We start from the raw sequence: 16,703 nt of genomic DNA, 5'->3' as shown, positions 1-16,703 counted from the left end.
CGAACACGGAAGTTAAGCTTTGTCGCGCCAAGAGTAGTTGGGGGATCGCTCCCTGCGAGGGTAGGCCGTCGCCATGCAATGAAAAACGTTGACCATTAGGTCAGCGTTTTTTTGTGGTGTGAATTTGTGTGAGGCGTTAAAGAGCATGGCAGATGAAACCCACAATCCACTTAGTCAAGAAGGGCTGCAGAGGCTAGGAACAACAATGAAGCAATGGTCATGAAAAGCGGTCAGGAAGTGCTTAAAAAGGCTTGAAGCCCGCCCTAAAGTTCGCTATACTTATTTCTGTACTGATTTGCCGGATTAGCTCAGTTGGTAGAGCATCGGTATCGTAAACCGAGGGTCAGGTGTTCGAGTCACCTATCCGGCATCAAAGGTAAAGCGTCGTTTCACGGGTTGATCACCGTGGAGCGGCGTTTTTTTGTGGACTGAACTATGGATAGTGAAAAGGGAGATAATAAGCAGGTTGGCAGAACCATGATGCATGAATATGCTATGCTGAGGAGGGATCCACTTTATGAAGTCCGTCATGAGCATGAAACGTTTAATTAGAACGATCATCTGATAAATGAACTATTTTTAAAGTTAAATAAAAGGCGTTATTGCAGACAATTGTGTACATTTGATTTTATAATGGAAGCGAAACCAAATTTGGTATGGCGCTAATCAACTCGACTGCTAAATTTGTGAACGGATAATTTGGGAGGAATAAAGATGACTGAAGTAATCGTTTTAGGTGCAGGGTACGCAGGCTTACGGACGGTTCATGAACTGCACAATGCCAATGTGCACATTACCTTGATTGACCGCAATGCCTATCATTATGAAGCAACAGCACTACATACAGTGGCCATTGGGACAAATGAACCAGACCACATTACGTTTGATATTGCGCGTGCGTTACCATCAGGGGTGACGTTTAAGCAGGATACGGTGACCAAGATCGACGTTGATCACAAGCAAGTTAGTGTTGCAGGTGAAGCAGCACCACTTAATTATGATTACTTGGTGGTTGCACTCGGCTTTGAATCAGAGGACTTTGGCATTAAGGGCGCCGCTGAGTACGGTCTAAAGCTTCAAGACATCGACAGTGCCGTCGCCATTCGGAAGCACTTAGAAACACGTTTAGCAGCCTATAACGAGACTAAGGATGAACGGGACCTCCACATTATTGTGTGTGGGGCCGGTTTTACTAGTATCGAACTGTTGGGTGAACTAGTTCACCGGATGCCTAGTTTAATTCAGCAATACAATTTACCAGCAGATAAGATCGAAATTACCTGTTTGGAGGCCCAACCAAAAGTTTTGCCAATGTTTGATGAAAAACTTGTTGATTACGCGGTGAAGTATTTGGCAGATAATGGCGCCATCATCCACACCGCAACGGCAATTGATGAAGTAACTGCCCACGGGGTCGTTAGTGGTGACAAGACGTATGAAGCAAACACAATTATCTGGACGACTGGTGTTCGCGGAAGCCAAGTGATTGCCGACTCCGGTTTTGATCAAAAGCGGAACCGGGTTGCTGTCGAACCAACGTTAACCCTTAAGGATCACCCAGATGTCTTTATCATTGGGGATAATAGTGCGGTTCCTGACCCAGCTAGTGGGCGGTTCTACCCAACAACTGGGCAAATCGCGATTGCACAAGCAACCCATGTCGTTAAGAACATCAAGGGGAGTCTTGAAGGACAGTCGATGACGAACTTTACGTACAAGTCCATGGGAACGGTTTGTTCACTTGGGCCAACTAGAGGCATTGCTGAAATTGGGTCAACTGGTTCAATCAAGCTAAAGGGGCATAAGGTTTCTCTCGTTAAGAAAATGATTAATGATCGTTCGATTATGGAAGAAACCGGCTTTGCTAACATGATGCGCAACCTTAGCTAGTTAAATTAAAAAGCTTATCAACACACATTACGATTTGTGTGCTGATAAGCTTTTTTTGTCGGTTAGAAGTGGTAAGACTGATTTCGCTCAGGCAAGCGGGTTTCGGTGGGGAGTGAAGCCAATGCCTCTGCGGCCGCCGCTGGGTGGAATGAATGCCACAAGACGGTGGTCTGTCCGTTTACCCGTTTGGCAATGGCGACTAATGCATTGGGGGTCGCGTGGCCAGAACTACTGAGTGTTTGTAACTGCCAGTGATGCGTTGAGAGAAAGTCCTGGAGAACGGCAAAGCGTGGGTCATAATCACCCAGTGGTTCACCATTACTATGCAGATACAGTAGTGGACCAAACGAATCAAGCTGGGGAAGATTTTCAAAACTATTTTGCAGACAAAAATGATCAGGCTCATGGCGAAGCGTGGCAGATGAAACTGGAATAAGTGTATTGAGATCTTCACGGTTTAAATGTGTGGTATTTAAGACATGAATCAGTGCCTCAGGGTAAAATGCATGAAGCAACCGGGCGTAAGCAAGCTCCCAAACAACGGGCCGGTTGAGTGCATTGGCTGTTTGGTTAAACCGGAGGAGTCGCTCTAAATTTCGTGGATAGGGGTTTAACACAAGTAGCTCAGGGTGCGTTTGGATGAGCTCGCGAAAGCTAGCTTGCAATTGCGCTTCACTGGCAGGTTCTTGTTCTGATGGCGGGAAGCTGAAACTTGTGGCTTCCAACATAAAGAGGTCTAAGTGAGCCTGATGAAAGACATCGAGCCAGTGGTGCACGTTTTCAATGTGGGGACCGTTGAGCCGGACATCGCCAGAGATGCCAAAAGAATGCCGCCCATCTGAAATCAGGAGGGCCGTAGCACCAAACGCATCGTGGTCGCTGGCAAACCCAGTCACCGTTAAGTCACCGATCTGGACTGGGGTATCGTAATGAAACGAGTGAAAGTTGAGCCCCATTGGCTTAGCGAGACCGGCCGCGGCCAAGTGCTTGTAAAGACGATAGGAATCGGCTGAGAGGTAAACGGGGATGTCCGTTTTTAAATATTGGAGGGCTGCGGTGTGATCAAGGTGCAGGTGGCTGATGAAAATCGCCTCATGGCGGTAAGGACTTGGTTCAGCTGACCGGGTAAAAAGTTCGGGTAGATCCGGCAAGAGATGGTTAGCCATTAAGGTGTCTGGATCTGCGTCATCGCTGTTAACTGCAATCCCGAAGTCCGTGATAATTCGCGATGTGGCGGTTGTGATCTCGACAATATTGCCACCAATAGTGTTTAGGCCGTTTAGAAAACGAACGTTAGTCATAAAATGGCCTCCTTTTAAAAAGAATTAAGTGCTATGTAAGTAAAGCGGCTCCTGACACTGGACCGCTCTACAAAACCTAAAGTTGATGGGAAACGTGGTTACTGCTTTTCTGTGATTTGTTTCGTTTGGGTTGCTAATTGATCGAGGGCGTCCTTTGCGGAGGTTCCTTTGGTTAGCATGTCGTTAAAGGCATTTTGTTTATCATTGTAGTACTCACTGAATCCAACAAATGTTGGTTGCGAGAAGGCTTGGGGTAATGAATTAACGGCGGCTTTGTTTTCAGGATGGGCCTTTAGAAAGTCCTGATAATCCGTGGATTTGGTTGCGCTCTTATCTAGTGGAACGTAGCCAGTTAGCTTAGCCCATTTTGTGGCCGTCGTTGGCTTCAGCAGATACTTCATAAAGTCGTAGGCACCCTGCTGTTGCTTTTTGCTGGCCCTCTTAAAGAGCACAACGTCGTTACCAGCAACTTCTGTGCCGCTTTTACCGTCATATGACGGTACTGGGGCTGTTGTCCAGTGAAGGTCCTTTGGTGCTTGCAATTTTGTCTGGGTCAACCCGGCAGAGGAACCAATGTAGAAGGCTGATTTACCGTTAACAAAGTTTTTGGTCCAGTACATATCTGATCCAGCGGATTTGGCAGTGCCATCCTTAACCATGTCGAGAACAAACTTAGCAGCGGAAATGGCCTTTTTATTGTTAACATTGACCGTTCCTGCGCTGGTTACGGGGGTGACACCGGCAGCATGGGTCATGCCGTCCCATTCCATGTCAAAACTCTTATCGAATCCGTAAGCGTAGATCCCGTCTTGTTTGAGTTTAGCACCGTCTTTTTTCAGATCTTCCCACGTCTTCGGAACGGTTAGATTGTATTTTTTAAGAATGTCCTGGTTCACGTACATAATGCGGGTGGATTTTGATAATGGCGTTGAGTAATAGGATTTCCCAATCTTTGATCCGGTCAAGAATGCGGGATAAATGTCGTTGCGCGCCTTTTTAGACATGCTACTGTACATTGGATCAAGGTTATCAATGAAACCGTGACTCTTGTAATCAGGAAGGTTTGTGTAAGTTGTCATCCCAATAACGGGGAGGCTATGTGATTTTGCTGCGGCCATAACTTTTTGATTCATCTGGGCGTAATCACCCTGAGACGTTGTCGTCACGTGATAAGTTTTTTGCGACTTGTTGTAGTCGTTGACGATGGTTTCAAGGTTCTTTTGGTACGGTCCAGTTAAGCCACTCCAAAAGGAGATGTTTGTTGGTGTCGCGTGCTTTGATGCGTGAGCCGGTTGAAAAACGGTCATGGTTAATGTTGCGGCAGCAGCAAGTGTTGCCAAAATTGCAAACCCCTTGTGGATCTTCATAATGGTGAGCCTTCCTTTCTACGATAACCAAGTATGTTAAGCAAAACGCCCCTCATTTGCGAATGGCAACACCCCTTTCGGTGAGGAATGTGTGAACTAGCCTTTAAGACCGGCGTGGCTAATTCCAGCAATAATGTATTTTTGAAGGATCAGGTAGACAATGATCATTGGCAAAACGACAAACGTGGAGGCAGCCATAAGGAGCTGAAACTGGGTGCCTGCGTCACTTGTAAAGGCGTTTAAGCCGACAGGCAACGTGCGTAATTTTGCAGAGTTGGTGACAATGAGCGGCCACATGAAGGAGTTCCAGCTCCCAATGACCTCAAGGATGCCAATGGCGGTGATGGCAGATTTAGACAGTGGGACCATCATGGTCCACAAAAAGTGCCAATCGGACGCGCCATCAATCTTGGCGGCATAATACAGTTCGTTTGGAATGGTGTTAAACGTTTGCCGCAACGTAAAGACCGCGAAGAAGCTGGCAAGCCAGGGGATGATCAATGCGCCATAGGTGTTGATTAACCCAAATTTCGACAAGGTAACGAAATTTGGAATGATGAGCATTTCACCAGGAACCATCATGGTGGAGAGGAATAAGCCGAATAGCGCTCGCTGACCGTAAAAGGATAGTCGTGAAAAGGCAAACGCAGCGAGGATGGTCGTAAACAGCTGGCCAATGGTGGTTATGGTGGTTACGAAAATGCTGTTCAGAAAGTAGGTGAAAAACGGGGCTGCGTGCCAAGCACTGACAAAGTTATGCCACTGAAGGTGCTTAGGGAGCCAGGTTGGGGGAACAACCATTGTTTCTGGTGCGGTCTTCAGTGCGGTGGTCAGCATCCAAATGAACGGAATTAACATGGTCACGGCACCGAGAACCAGGACGGTGAACAATAATAATTGGCTTAAACGTTGTTTTGTCATTGTGACGCTCCCTTACACATAGTGAACGTGCTTTTTGCCGTACCAGAGTTGCCCAAGGGTAACGAGAAGAATCATGATGAATAACACGACACCTGAAGCGGCGGCAACACCGTACTTCCATTCAGAATAGAATTTTTGGTACAGGTAAAAGACGATTGTTAACGTGGCCTTCCCGGGTCCTGGGGAACCCGAAAAGAGAACAAAGATCTCGTCAAACACCTTGAAGCCGCCAATAACGCTGGTGATGCTGACCAAGAACGTCATTGGGGATAGCAGTGGTAAGGTAATGTGGATGAAACGTTGCCATGCGTTGGCGCCGTCGATTTTAGCGACCTGGTCGTAACGTTGATTGATGTTGTTTAACCCGACTAAGAACAAAATAATTTTAAAACCAAGGCCCTTCCAAACAGTCATCATAATGAGTGCTGGCATGGCCCAGTGGGGATCGTTTAACCAATCAATGGCATGAATCCCAAAGTGAGCTAAAACAGCGTTAAACAGCCCGTATTGGCCGTTATAAAGCCATTGCCAAACGAGGGAGATTGCGACGGTGCTGGTCACAAATGGCAAGAAGTAGGCCGTCTTGAGAAGGCCTGCCAGCCAGTGGACGTTGTTTAGCATCATCGCGATCCCCAGCGATAAAATGACAGATAGTGGAACGACCCCTAAGACAAAGATGAGGGTGTTTCTGACGGCAAGATGAAAGTCTGGATCAGTCAAAATGAAGCGGAAATTATCGAGGCCAAGCGCGCTCACCTTGTCAGTGAAAAAGTCATACTTCGTGTAAAAGCTCATCGCAAAGGATTTGACGATGGGGTAGATGTTGAAAACGATGGTGATGATCAGCATTGGCGCTAGGTAGGTTAGGGCAATTAGCGTTGATTTTAAGGTGGGTCGTTGATTAATCATGCACCGGTTGCCTCCCTGGTTGAAAATGGTGTAATGGTGGCAGATTGAACCGGTGGCCAGATGCGTTGATCCGTTTGATCAAAGATGAAGGTCCCGGTGGGCGCAAGGGCGAATGCGAATGATTGTTGGGATCGATTATGTAGATCGGCTGGAAAACTGGTTGAGATGAGATCATCGCCAGCGTAGTTAATGCGCGTCATAATTTCACGGCCAAATTGGTGTGTTACTAAGTGAGTCCCATTAAGAACAATATCGTGAGTTCCTGGTTGCACTGGTACCAAGCTTTCAGCACGAACAGCGAGGGTGCGGCCGGCTTTTAAAATGGCCTCCGGGATGTGGCCTGCAAGGTCATGTTGCGCATCGGCTAATGGGAGTGTATTGATGATTGGGGCGCCGATGAAACGGGCTACGAAAAGGTTGGCCGGTTGTTCATAGAGTCGGTTTGGGGTGGTGAACTGTTGAATTGCCCCTTCGTTTAAGACCATAATTTGATCCGCAATGTGAGTTGCTTCTTCCTGATCATGAGTGACAAAAACCGTTGTGATGCCCGTTTCCTGCTGAATGCGGCGGATTTCTTCACGCATTTCGACCCGTAGGCGCGCGTCTAAGTTTGATAAGGGTTCATCGAGCAACAGAATGCTGGGGGACTTTGCTAAGGCACGAGCGATGGCAACCCGTTGTTGTTGACCACCAGACAGCTCGCCGGGGTGTTTGTCGAGCTCATCAGTTAAATGAACTAACGCTGCCAGTTCATGCGCTCGGGCCAACCGGGCTGCTTTTGGCATTTTCATCATCTTCATGGGAAAGCAGATGTTATCAAGAACGGTCATGTGCGGATAAAGCGCATAGTTCTGAAAAACCATCCCCACTTTTCGGGCCAAGGCATCATGGTGCGTCACGTCTTGGTCGCCAAAGTAAATTTGGCCAGCAGTTGGTTGAAGTAAACCACTGATCAAATTGAGGGTCGTTGACTTACCACAGCCACTAGGGCCGAGGAGACAAGTCAACTGTCCTTCGGGGATGGTGAAACTAATTTGATTTAAAATGTGATGATGATTGTCGTAGGCCAGTGAGACCTGTTTAAAGGTAACGTCCACAGTAAAACACCCTTTCAAAGTAAACTAACGTCAAAGCTGGAAAGTAGGATCAAGGAACATTGACGGCAACGGCAGCGAACACCATTGCTGAGATTATGTTAGTGGTTCATTTAGAATTACCCGTTGGGGCTAGTATACACGATTGAAAACGATGGTCAATCATTTTAAAGTTCGGTTTTATATTCAAAAATTAATAAAAAAATCTATAAATAACGTAATATTACATAAATTATGAACATCAGTAATTGGGCACTTGCATGTAAAGCCATCGATAGTGCCGAAATAAAGGTGAAATTGGCGAATCACACAGGGCACTTATTGATTAGTTACCAGGTGGAATGCGTTAAGAAACGGGTGAAAAACAAGTTAGTCATTTTCTTATTTAAACGTCGGTTAAATAAGAAAACTGGTGATGGCAAATGTGAAGCAGTCATGAAACTAATGATTATTTTAAAGTGGTGGCCACCGTTTCAGCGGTCGGAAAATCTGGATGAACGAAAAGGCGGCTGCCTTCCCTAAAATGGGAAGACAGTCGCCTTTTTCGTCAGTGAAATTGTTAAGCGTTCGCGGATGAATGGTGATCGCGAACCAGTAAAATTGCTGCGAAAGCACCGAGAAGTGCAAAGCCAATGGCTAACAGTAAAAGGTTTTTGAAACCAAGATCAAACGCCGAAATAACGAGGTGGTGAACGTTATGGTAAGCAGGAAGTTGGCGCAGTGGCGCTGCTTGTTTGCTGGCAAGCACAGCTTTGCCGGAAAATGGTCCAGCAGCGAGGAGGCCATGTTTAATCCCACCAAGGGCCTGGGGTGGTAGCCCCGTATTTGCGAGGTGGCTAGTAATGTGGTCATGATAGGCATTGGTTAACTGAATGCCCAAGGTGACGACCCCAAAGCTAATCCCAAACTGACGGAAGACGTTGACGATGCCACTTGCCATTCCAATGTGCTTAGGTTCGACGGCGCTAATGGCCGCAGCAGATAGTGGGGGATTCACGGTTGCGTTACCAAGTCCTAAAAAGACGAACGCAATGGCAAAGTTTTCGTACGTAACGTTTGGCGTAATGGTGCGGTACAACAGGTACAGGCCGAGGCTAATGGAGAGCATTCCGGCAAACATTAACCAGCGATTTCCCCAGCGGTTCGTTAAAATTCCAATGACAGGGCCTAAAATAAGGCTGAAGACACTGATTGTTAATTGCCGAATCCCCGTTTGCATAGCGGAGTAACCAATGTAGTTTTGCATGAGAACGGTGAGGTACGTGTACATTGCGTAGAGCCCGGCACCAAGGCCAAAGCCGACAAGGGTTGCCCCAACAAATGATGGAATTTTAAACATCCGCACATCCATCATGGGTTCCTTGATCCGCAATTCAAGGATCACAAAGGCAACCAGGAGGAGCAAACCACCACCTAATAAGCCAGCAACATGAACGTTAAGCCATGACCAACTGGTGTGATTTTCTTTTTGCAACAAACCAAAGATGATGCAGAAAATGGCAACGGTACTAATGACGATCCCGACGATGTCGACGTGGCCATTTCGGTTACCGTAGCTTTCATCGACAAAGAAGAAGGCCATCAACAGGGCGATAATGCCGACGGGAACGTTAATTAAGAAGATGGCCCGCCATGAAAAGGCTTGAACCAGGATTCCCCCAAAGAGTGGTCCGATGGCCGTTGCCAAACCAACAACGGAACTCCAGATTCCAAGGGCAACACCACGTTCTTTCCCTTTAAACGTTGTGGCGACGATCGCCATGGACAAACTGAGCATGGCGGCACCACCAAACCCTTGAACCCCACGGAAAATGTTTAATTGAAGGCCGCTTTGAGCGAGTGCTGAGGCGAGTGAACCCAAGGTGAAAATCAACAAGCCCATTTGGAAAATGCGTTTCCGGCCAAACAGGTCACCTAGCTTAGAAATTAGTAAAAGGCTAACGGCGTAGACCATGGTGTACGCGTTGATAATCCACTGTAAATTGTTAAACGACTCGTTGAAATCGCGCTGAATGGTTGGCAATGCGACGTTAACAACGGTCACATCAAGAAGAGCCATGAACACGCCGAGACACACTGCCACGAGGGCAAGCCAGTGGCGAATGGCTGGTGATAATTTAAATTTTTGCATGATGTAGTGCTCCTTTAAAAGTTACTTGAGGTTAGTGAGTGCGCCTGCTGAAAGCTCACGTTGAACGGTGATTGCCCAGTCGATGGCGGCTTGTGCTTTGGCCAGTCGGTATTGACCAAGGGCGGTTGAGGTAAACTTGTCAGCGTCGTCCATGTCAGCCGCCTGAATGGCTGATTTGGCAGTCTGGGCGCTATCTCTTACGGCCGTTTTATAAGCAATAAACGTCTCAAGCAGGTCGATGGCTTCCGGCGTTGTCAGATGATGTAAATTATCAAGTTTGAAAAGGTACAGCATTTCTTCATTCTTACCTGGCGTGATTGGCTTTGCCATTAACGCTTTGAAGTGGTCGCGACCATGATCGGTGAGGTGAGCGACATTTTGCTGACGACCACCGTCGTGTTGCGTATTCACTAGGGTAATATCGCCCGCTTCTTCAAGCTTATCCAACAGCGGATAAATGATCCCCCAGCTGACCGTAAATCGGTCACCGATAACGTGACTAAGAATGTCACGTAATTGGTAACCGGTTAATGGGTTGTCCATCAATTCACCTAAAACAAATAGTGTGTACATGAATTACGACTCCTTTTATATCAAAAAGATATATATCTAACAGATACATAGCATACGCGCATTTACAGAGAAGTCAACAAAAAATAAAAAAGTGCCAGTAAGCACCACCCGGTAATGATTAGCCGAAAGACGAATCATTGTGAGGGCGGTGGTCACTGGCACTAAGCGATCAAACTAAATGGTGGCGTGGCGGCCTAAATTTGGGTATTGATCAAGGCGCGTGTCTTCTAACGTAATGTTTGGCGGCGTTGCGAGCACATCACGTTTTGTTTCACGGAAGTGGTGGTGGGCATAAAAGGCGCGGGCCGCTTCATTTTGAATGACAACTTTCAACTGTAACGGTTCAGTCGCAATTGTTCGTAAGCCACCTATGAGGGCGGTCCCGACATGCTGATGATGAAATGCAGGGTCAACGAATAATAGGTGAATAAAACTGGCTAAGCGGTAAAATGAAGTGAACCCTACGACCTGCTGATTTAACTCAGCGACTAAAATGAGTTCACCGCGGCTATCACGGTCAAAATCTGTGAGGCGCGGCTGATGAACCCATGGAAAGGCACGCTGGCGGGCCACGAGGTAAATTTGTTCAAGTCTGGGATAGTCTGCCACGGTAGCAGGGCGAATGGTGATCTGTGACATGATGGACGCCTTTCTTGGATCAATGATGAGGATAATTTGATGAAGTTAAAACCACTATACAACATTTTAGAAACGAATATGGGGCCACAAAACTGGTTGGCACCCGAAACGCTGTGGGCACAGTCACCCCTTCAAGTGATGTGGACAGCGATTCTCATTCAGAATGCGAGTGCCGCCAACGCGACAGCCGCTGCAAAGGCATTACTAGCGGCAACTGATAATGATCCGGCAGTCATCCGCAACCTTGATCCTGAAGCATTAGCAACGGTGATTAAACCGGCTGGATTGTACAGGATGAAGGCAACGTATTTAATTGCGGCCGCCGAGTGGTTAGGGCGTTACGATGATGATTTGCTCGCCATTGAACGGATGGATCGAAAAACATTGCAAACAGCACTTTTATCCGTCAAGGGCCTGGGAAACGAAACGGTGGATGACATTATGATGTACGGTTTTCATCACCCACTGTTTATTGCGGATACCTATGCCCGGCGGCAAGTTGGTTGGCTTGGACTTGAAGTACCAAAATCATACCGAGCGTTTCAACAACTTGTGGAGGCGGATGCTGGGCTAACGTGGTTTGAGTTTCAAGAGCTTCACGCACTGATTGACGGTCTGGGCAAACAAATTAAGACGGCCACACAGTGGGAGGCCAGCTTTATGGGGTCGTTTAAACTAAGGGAACGTTAGGGAGGTCAACCGATGCAAGAACCAGACATTATGCTGACAGATTGGGCACTCAACAAGACAACTGGGCAAACGGTGAGCGTCTCGGCGGATGACCTGTTAAACCAACTCTTATTGATTGTCGGCCAAACGGGAAGCGGTAAATCGACGTCAATGGTTGCCCTGTTAATGGCACTGCAACACAAGAGCCAAACGGCAATTATTTTAGACCCAACTGGTGAGTATGTGAACCTGCCAAACGCTGTGGTGGGTCAATTAGGGGGCAAGGCCTTTCTTGACTACACGGCGTTAACGGCACCAGAGCTGGCCCAGCTGGCAGGCATTACGGATCATGAGGCGATTGAAACGCTGGGCGCGGCCATTGTCAGCTTACGAATCATGAAGAATGTGGTCCGTAAACAGGGACTTTACGTGAAGATGAACCGGTTGTGGTCGGATCACGAGGATGCATTAGCACGGTTACACGCGTATCCACGGCCCTACAACGGCGCGCTATTACCAGAGCAGTTGTTAGCAGAATGCGTTAAGCCGCTAGCGGGCGCCGCAGCCAATTTTGATGTAATCGGTCAACAACCTGATTTTGAAAAGCAGACCCGCCTCTATCCAGCGGTTGTGAAGCTTCGTCAGTGGTTAAGCAATCCGGTGTACCAACGCTTACTGCGGTTGCCGATGACGGATCAGATGAAGAAGCGGTTACCCAAAACACGGTATGATGTCGGCTACTTGATGCGGTTGTTTGCCGCCATGAAGGCCGACCACCGCCACCTTGTTATAGATCTCTCAGCATTAGCTGGTGATTTACGGACAGGCCGCTTGATCGTGAGTCTATTAGCCGCGCGGTTACTTCGGTTGAAACAAACCATGAGGCAGAGTGTTCCGGTTGTTTTAACCATTGATGAAGCACATCGCTACTTGTCACAATCGACGGAAATGGCCGATGACGGCTTATCACGGCTTGCACGTGAGGGGCGTAAAGTGGGTGCGTACCTCATGCTGACGACGCAAAGTCCGCTGGATCTACCACAACAGTTAGTGGGCGAATTTGGTCAGTTAATGATTCACCGGTTAACAACAGGGGCGGAATTAGCGTTATTGCTCGCCAATCCCGAGGTGATCGCTGAGATCGCGCAGCAAAATGTGGGTGAGGCAACGCTGGCTGGGACGCACTTTAGAGAACCGGTGCCGCTTAAAATTAGTCCCGCAAATGTCGTCCATGAAACAGCGAGCCCACGTTTTCATTAGTTAGCAGAATCCAGGAGAAAATGGTCGCGGGATGGTTAAAAGATGAGTAAGATGAATGTAGTAAATGTTGAATTATTGGAGGACGTGACCTGATGAATTGGGCACACATTATTTTTGAAGTCGTGATTTACGTCAACGCAGTGTTAGCGTTCATTACGGTGTTTCGAGAGCCCCGTGATATTGCCGCTACCTGGGCGTGGTTACTGGTGCTAGTCTTTTTACCGGTGATTGGCTTTATTGCCTATGCGTTTGTGGGTCGGCGACTACCGAAAAACCGCCTGTTTCAAATCCAGGAACAGGAGCAGTTGCAACTGGACGAGCGGTTAGCGCTTCAACGGGCCGAGTTATCATCGGAACGAAATGAAGCCGATGGTGTGACTGCCCAGGCGCTGGGAACGGTTAATCTCTTTATTGAGTCAGATCAGGCGTTTTTAACGCGGAACAACCGGGTTCATGTCATTAAGGATGGTAAAGCCCTGTTTCACGAATTATTTGAAGACATTGAACGGGCCAAACAAAGCATCCACATCGAGTTTTATACGATTTACGCGGATGACATTGGTCATGACTTACTGAACCTCCTGATTAAGAAGGCAAACGAAGGGGTGGTCGTCCGGGTATTGTATGATTCATGGGGGTCCATGGGTGTTCGACCAAAGTTCTACGACCCGTTACGAGCAGCGGGTGGTGAAGCCTATCCGTTTCTACAGACACGGAGCGCATGGGCCGATTTCCGACTGAACTTTCGTGATCACCGAAAGATCGTGGTGATCGACGGGACAATCGGTTACACCGGTGGTTTCAACATCGGGGATCAGTATCTGGGTCGGAAAGAAAAGTTTGGTTACTGGCGCGATACCCATTTGCGGATCGTGGGTGCCGGAATTTACGGCCTTCAGTCACGGTTTATTCGGGATTGGAACGCAACCAGTAAAGTTAACCCGTTAACTGTTACAAATGACTTGTTCCGTGTGACAAAGGTTAAGGGGAACACCAACATGCAGATTGTGTCCTCTGGGCCTGATTCTGATAAAGAGCAGATTAAGATGGGGTATTTACGACTCATCAACTCTGCCCAAAAGCGACTGTGGATTCAGTCACCGTACCTCATTCCAGATGACTCTGTGTTAGACGCACTTCGGGTTGCCGCAGGGAGCGGTGTGGACGTTCGCATCATGATTCCGTCGATGCCAGATCACGCGTTCGTTTACCGGGCGACGGAATATTACGCAAAGCAGCTGGCACGTGAAGGCGTTAAAATCTTTAAGTATCGGAATGGTTTCATCCATTCAAAGACCATGGTGGTGGATGATGGTGTGGCCTCTGTCGGCTCAGCGAACCTTGATTTCCGAAGTTTTAAACTGAATTTTGAACTTAATGCGTTTATTTATGACCCTGACATTACGGCACAACTTGCGACATTGTTTGAGGCGGACAGTCAGGTCAGTGAATTAACCACATATACGGACTTTGTTTCCCAATCATGGTGGCGTAAATTTAAACAAACGTTCTCCCGGCTCCTATCACCAATTTTATAGTGAAGGCACAAAAAGACCAGCTCCTCGTCAATGAGGGGCTGGTCTTTTATTTGGTGTAACTGTGCTGTGTCTTTAGGAGAGGCGAATGGTCCCTGATTTTGCTACGGCGGTTACGTAAAATTCGGGGTCTTCGCCCACAGCGCCATCCTTGAAGGCACTCGTCTTATGATCATAAATGGCTGTTCGTGGGCCACTAACGGCACCACTTTCGGCATCGAGGTCAAAATTATATTCAGTGCCAGGTGCAAAGTGCAGTTTGATCGTCCCGGAGGTTGCGGATGTATCAAGGTTGCCAGTTAGGCCAGAAAAATCAAGGTTGATGGTTCCAGACTTCGCCTGAATGGAACCGGCACCGGTAAGCGCCGTTCCGCGGACGATGCCTGAGTTTGCAACCAGATCAAACGTCTTCGCCTTAACTTCATCCAAACGGGTTGAGCCACTGTGGACACGGGAACGAAGGAGGCCGTCAACGGTCAAATGCCGGAGTTTAACGTTGCCAGAACTATTTTCGATATCGAGATCCTTCATGTGGCCGCCGTCAACTTGAAGGGTGCCGCTGTTAATGACAGTTCGAACCTGGTTCAACATGGTTAGATCAGTCAATTTAGCAACCCCAGAACGGACATTGAGCAGGAGGTCACCAGTAAAGCTCATCGGAATCAGCAGTTGTGTCCGGATGCGTAACGGAAGGAGGTGTGGCCGTTTGCCGCTTTTGATCGTTAAGGTACCGTTGTTGACGTCTGTGTGGGCAAAGTAACTGGTGTTTGCCCGGCTCATGTATTCTCTGAGGATGATTGTGTCCGTGGTGTGGTTAGGGAGCACCCGGACACTTGAGTTAACGTAATCGAAGTTGATTCGGTCGATTGTTTCCGGTGAGAACGTCACTTCGTTAACCATTGATAAACGATCTACATAAATTTCAGTATCGGTTGCGTCTGTACGGTCAAAGCTCTTATCAAAGTTAGCAAACGTGGTGTCATCAGTTGTGGTTTTCTTTGGTGAAGTTGCTTTTTGGCTCGGCACGTCTTCACGGTGGAAGCCAGTGTCATCAATGACAAGGTTTCCTAAGCGAACGCCATCGCTCGTAAAACTGACCTGGCCGTTATTGATGTCCAACCCGTTTTCATCAATGTTAATGGTTTTACCACCGTTAACGGTTAAGCCATTTTCGTCGGCCTTAAACAGTTTTCCGCCGTCGATTGAAATTTGATTATCCGTGATGTCGATGTGGTGGCCATGATGGTGATAGTGGCCCTCATGCTTATGGGTCGTGGTGTCGTCATCAGTAAATGTGGCATCATCTTCAGGATTGGTCTGATTGATCTCGTCCACGAGATCATCAAGGTCACCTAGTTGTTCAAACGCATGATTGACGGCATCCGTCATGCTTTCGCCTTGGGCCTCGCGCTCATGAGCGGCTTCACTTAGATCGGCGGTAAGTTCTTCACGCAATTCGTGCATATCCGTTGTATCTGGGTAGTCAGCAAAGTAATTATCGAGGCGTTCTTTAACCATGTTATCAATTGTGTCCATTTTCATCGATCCTTCCTGTAATCAAATCATCAATGACATTTTTAGCAAATGCCCAGTTAGCAACGTTTTGTGCAAGGGTGAGGTTCCCATCTTCGGTCAGGCGGTAGTACTTTCGCCGGCCACCCTGGGTTTCATCGCCCCAGTAACTTTCAATTTCACCATTTTTTTCCATCCGCCGAAACGCGGTGTACAATGTTGCTTCGTTTAATTCATAAGCGTCGTGACTGAGTGTTCGAATGGCTTTTGCGATTTCGTAACCGTAGCTGTCACCCTGACTCAGAATGTTGAGGATGATCGTCGTGGTGTGACCACGGATAATCTCCTTTGAAATTTCGGGCGTCATGAGTAAGCCTCCCTAGATTTTTCGTTAGTTGTTTTTGTGAACGGGTACAATGTATCACGTATTACTATTTGTGTCAAAGTAATATGCGTGGAAAAATTGAATCAACCACGATAAGGACCCAACAAAAAACGCCCATTCCTAATGGAATGGGCGTTTTAGACGATTCGGTCATCGCAAAGCCAACGGTAACATTTTCGTTACGGTGGGGCTTGCTCACAAACCGTGGCCGGATCAACCGGCTATTAAACTGTGCAACTCCGGAGTTGCTTAATTGTGACGGATTCTAGGTTGCCGCCCGCCTGTTGCCAGCTGATGAACAACTTCATCCAACTGACCTTGCAGTGCCTAGGAAGGAATCTTTCTAAGGCCATCATTTTTTCGCTGTCTTGTGATTCCTCATTGGCCATTCGTCTAACCATCATAACTGATTATGGGACGTTCGCTCCCGGACGATGTTTATCAGAACAAAACCATTTCACGATGAGAATCAGCCATAGACGCGAGTGCACCAGCCATTCAGGTGATGTGCCTGAAC

Annotated in this window: 14 protein-coding genes and 1 tRNA gene; 5 read left to right on the top strand and 10 right to left on the bottom strand. The window is 47.6% G+C overall.

The window, feature by feature from the left end:
• Positions 1-297: 297 nt before the first annotated feature.
• Positions 298-370, top strand: a tRNA-Thr gene (locus ACRYI5_RS07120).
• A gap of 344 nt (positions 371-714) precedes the next feature.
• Positions 715-1,890, top strand: coding sequence for an NAD(P)/FAD-dependent oxidoreductase (locus ACRYI5_RS07115; protein ID WP_448224789.1), 1,176 nt, complete (start codon positions 715-717; stop codon positions 1,888-1,890).
• Positions 1,891-1,952: 62 nt separating this feature from the next.
• Here ACRYI5_RS07115 and ACRYI5_RS07110 read toward each other — a convergent pair whose 3' ends face one another.
• The 8 genes from ACRYI5_RS07110 to ACRYI5_RS07075 all read right to left on the bottom strand — a co-directional run bounded on the left by ACRYI5_RS07110 (position 1,953) and on the right by ACRYI5_RS07075 (position 10,825).
• Entirely contained in the window at positions 1,953-3,191 is a 1,239-nt protein-coding gene (locus tag ACRYI5_RS07110; RefSeq protein ID WP_448224788.1) for an MBL fold metallo-hydrolase, read from the bottom strand.
• Between the two features lie 98 nt (positions 3,192-3,289).
• Positions 3,290-4,558, bottom strand: a complete 1,269-nt coding sequence (locus ACRYI5_RS07105; protein WP_448224787.1) for an ABC transporter substrate-binding protein — start codon at positions 4,556-4,558, stop codon at positions 3,290-3,292.
• A gap of 96 nt (positions 4,559-4,654) precedes the next feature.
• Positions 4,655-5,479, bottom strand: a complete 825-nt coding sequence (locus ACRYI5_RS07100) for a carbohydrate ABC transporter permease (RefSeq protein ID WP_448224786.1) — start codon at positions 5,477-5,479, stop codon at positions 4,655-4,657.
• A gap of 12 nt (positions 5,480-5,491) precedes the next feature.
• Positions 5,492-6,388: a carbohydrate ABC transporter permease gene (locus tag ACRYI5_RS07095; RefSeq protein WP_448224785.1), complete on the bottom strand. Its 897-nt coding sequence runs from the start codon at positions 6,386-6,388 to the stop codon at positions 5,492-5,494.
• On the bottom strand, positions 6,385-7,485 hold the full coding sequence (locus ACRYI5_RS07090) for an ABC transporter ATP-binding protein (protein ID WP_448224784.1): 1,101 nt from the start codon (positions 7,483-7,485) through the stop codon (positions 6,385-6,387). Before ACRYI5_RS07090 ends, ACRYI5_RS07095 begins: the two co-directional genes overlap by 4 nt.
• 556 nt (positions 7,486-8,041) lie before the next feature.
• Positions 8,042-9,613, bottom strand: coding sequence for an MFS transporter (locus ACRYI5_RS07085; RefSeq protein ID WP_448224783.1), 1,572 nt, complete (start codon positions 9,611-9,613; stop codon positions 8,042-8,044).
• Positions 9,614-9,634: 21 nt separating this feature from the next.
• Positions 9,635-10,186 (bottom strand): PadR family transcriptional regulator, encoded by a 552-nt coding sequence (locus ACRYI5_RS07080; protein ID WP_448224782.1) that lies wholly within the window; start codon positions 10,184-10,186, stop codon positions 9,635-9,637.
• Positions 10,187-10,360: 174 nt separating this feature from the next.
• On the bottom strand, positions 10,361-10,825 hold the full coding sequence (locus tag ACRYI5_RS07075; protein WP_407880282.1) for a GNAT family N-acetyltransferase: 465 nt from the start codon (positions 10,823-10,825) through the stop codon (positions 10,361-10,363).
• A gap of 39 nt (positions 10,826-10,864) precedes the next feature.
• Here ACRYI5_RS07075 and ACRYI5_RS07070 point away from each other — a divergent pair, with 39 nt between their 5' ends.
• The 3 genes from ACRYI5_RS07070 (at position 10,865) to cls (ending at position 14,292) form a co-directional block, all read left to right on the top strand.
• Positions 10,865-11,515, top strand: coding sequence for an endonuclease III domain-containing protein (locus tag ACRYI5_RS07070; RefSeq protein ID WP_448224781.1), 651 nt, complete (start codon positions 10,865-10,867; stop codon positions 11,513-11,515).
• A gap of 12 nt (positions 11,516-11,527) precedes the next feature.
• Positions 11,528-12,754, top strand: a complete 1,227-nt coding sequence (locus tag ACRYI5_RS07065; protein ID WP_448224780.1) for an ATP-binding protein — start codon at positions 11,528-11,530, stop codon at positions 12,752-12,754.
• 92 nt (positions 12,755-12,846) lie between these two features.
• The gene (gene cls / locus ACRYI5_RS07060) at positions 12,847-14,292 is read left to right on the top strand and encodes a cardiolipin synthase (RefSeq protein WP_448224779.1); all 1,446 of its coding nucleotides are present in this window, start codon (positions 12,847-12,849) and stop codon (positions 14,290-14,292) included.
• Between the two features lie 72 nt (positions 14,293-14,364).
• Here the strand turns inward: cls and ACRYI5_RS07055 are convergent, their stop codons facing one another.
• Positions 14,365-15,825: a DUF4097 family beta strand repeat-containing protein gene (locus ACRYI5_RS07055; protein WP_448224778.1), complete on the bottom strand. Its 1,461-nt coding sequence runs from the start codon at positions 15,823-15,825 to the stop codon at positions 14,365-14,367.
• On the bottom strand, positions 15,812-16,168 hold the full coding sequence (locus tag ACRYI5_RS07050; RefSeq protein WP_407880273.1) for a PadR family transcriptional regulator: 357 nt from the start codon (positions 16,166-16,168) through the stop codon (positions 15,812-15,814). Before ACRYI5_RS07050 ends, ACRYI5_RS07055 begins: the two co-directional genes overlap by 14 nt.
• Positions 16,169-16,703 lie beyond the last annotated feature (535 nt).

The organism is Furfurilactobacillus sp. WILCCON 0119 (genome assembly GCF_053471565.1).
Note: the sequence above shows the minus strand (reverse complement) of the source record. Positions and strands in the feature narration are given on the sequence as shown.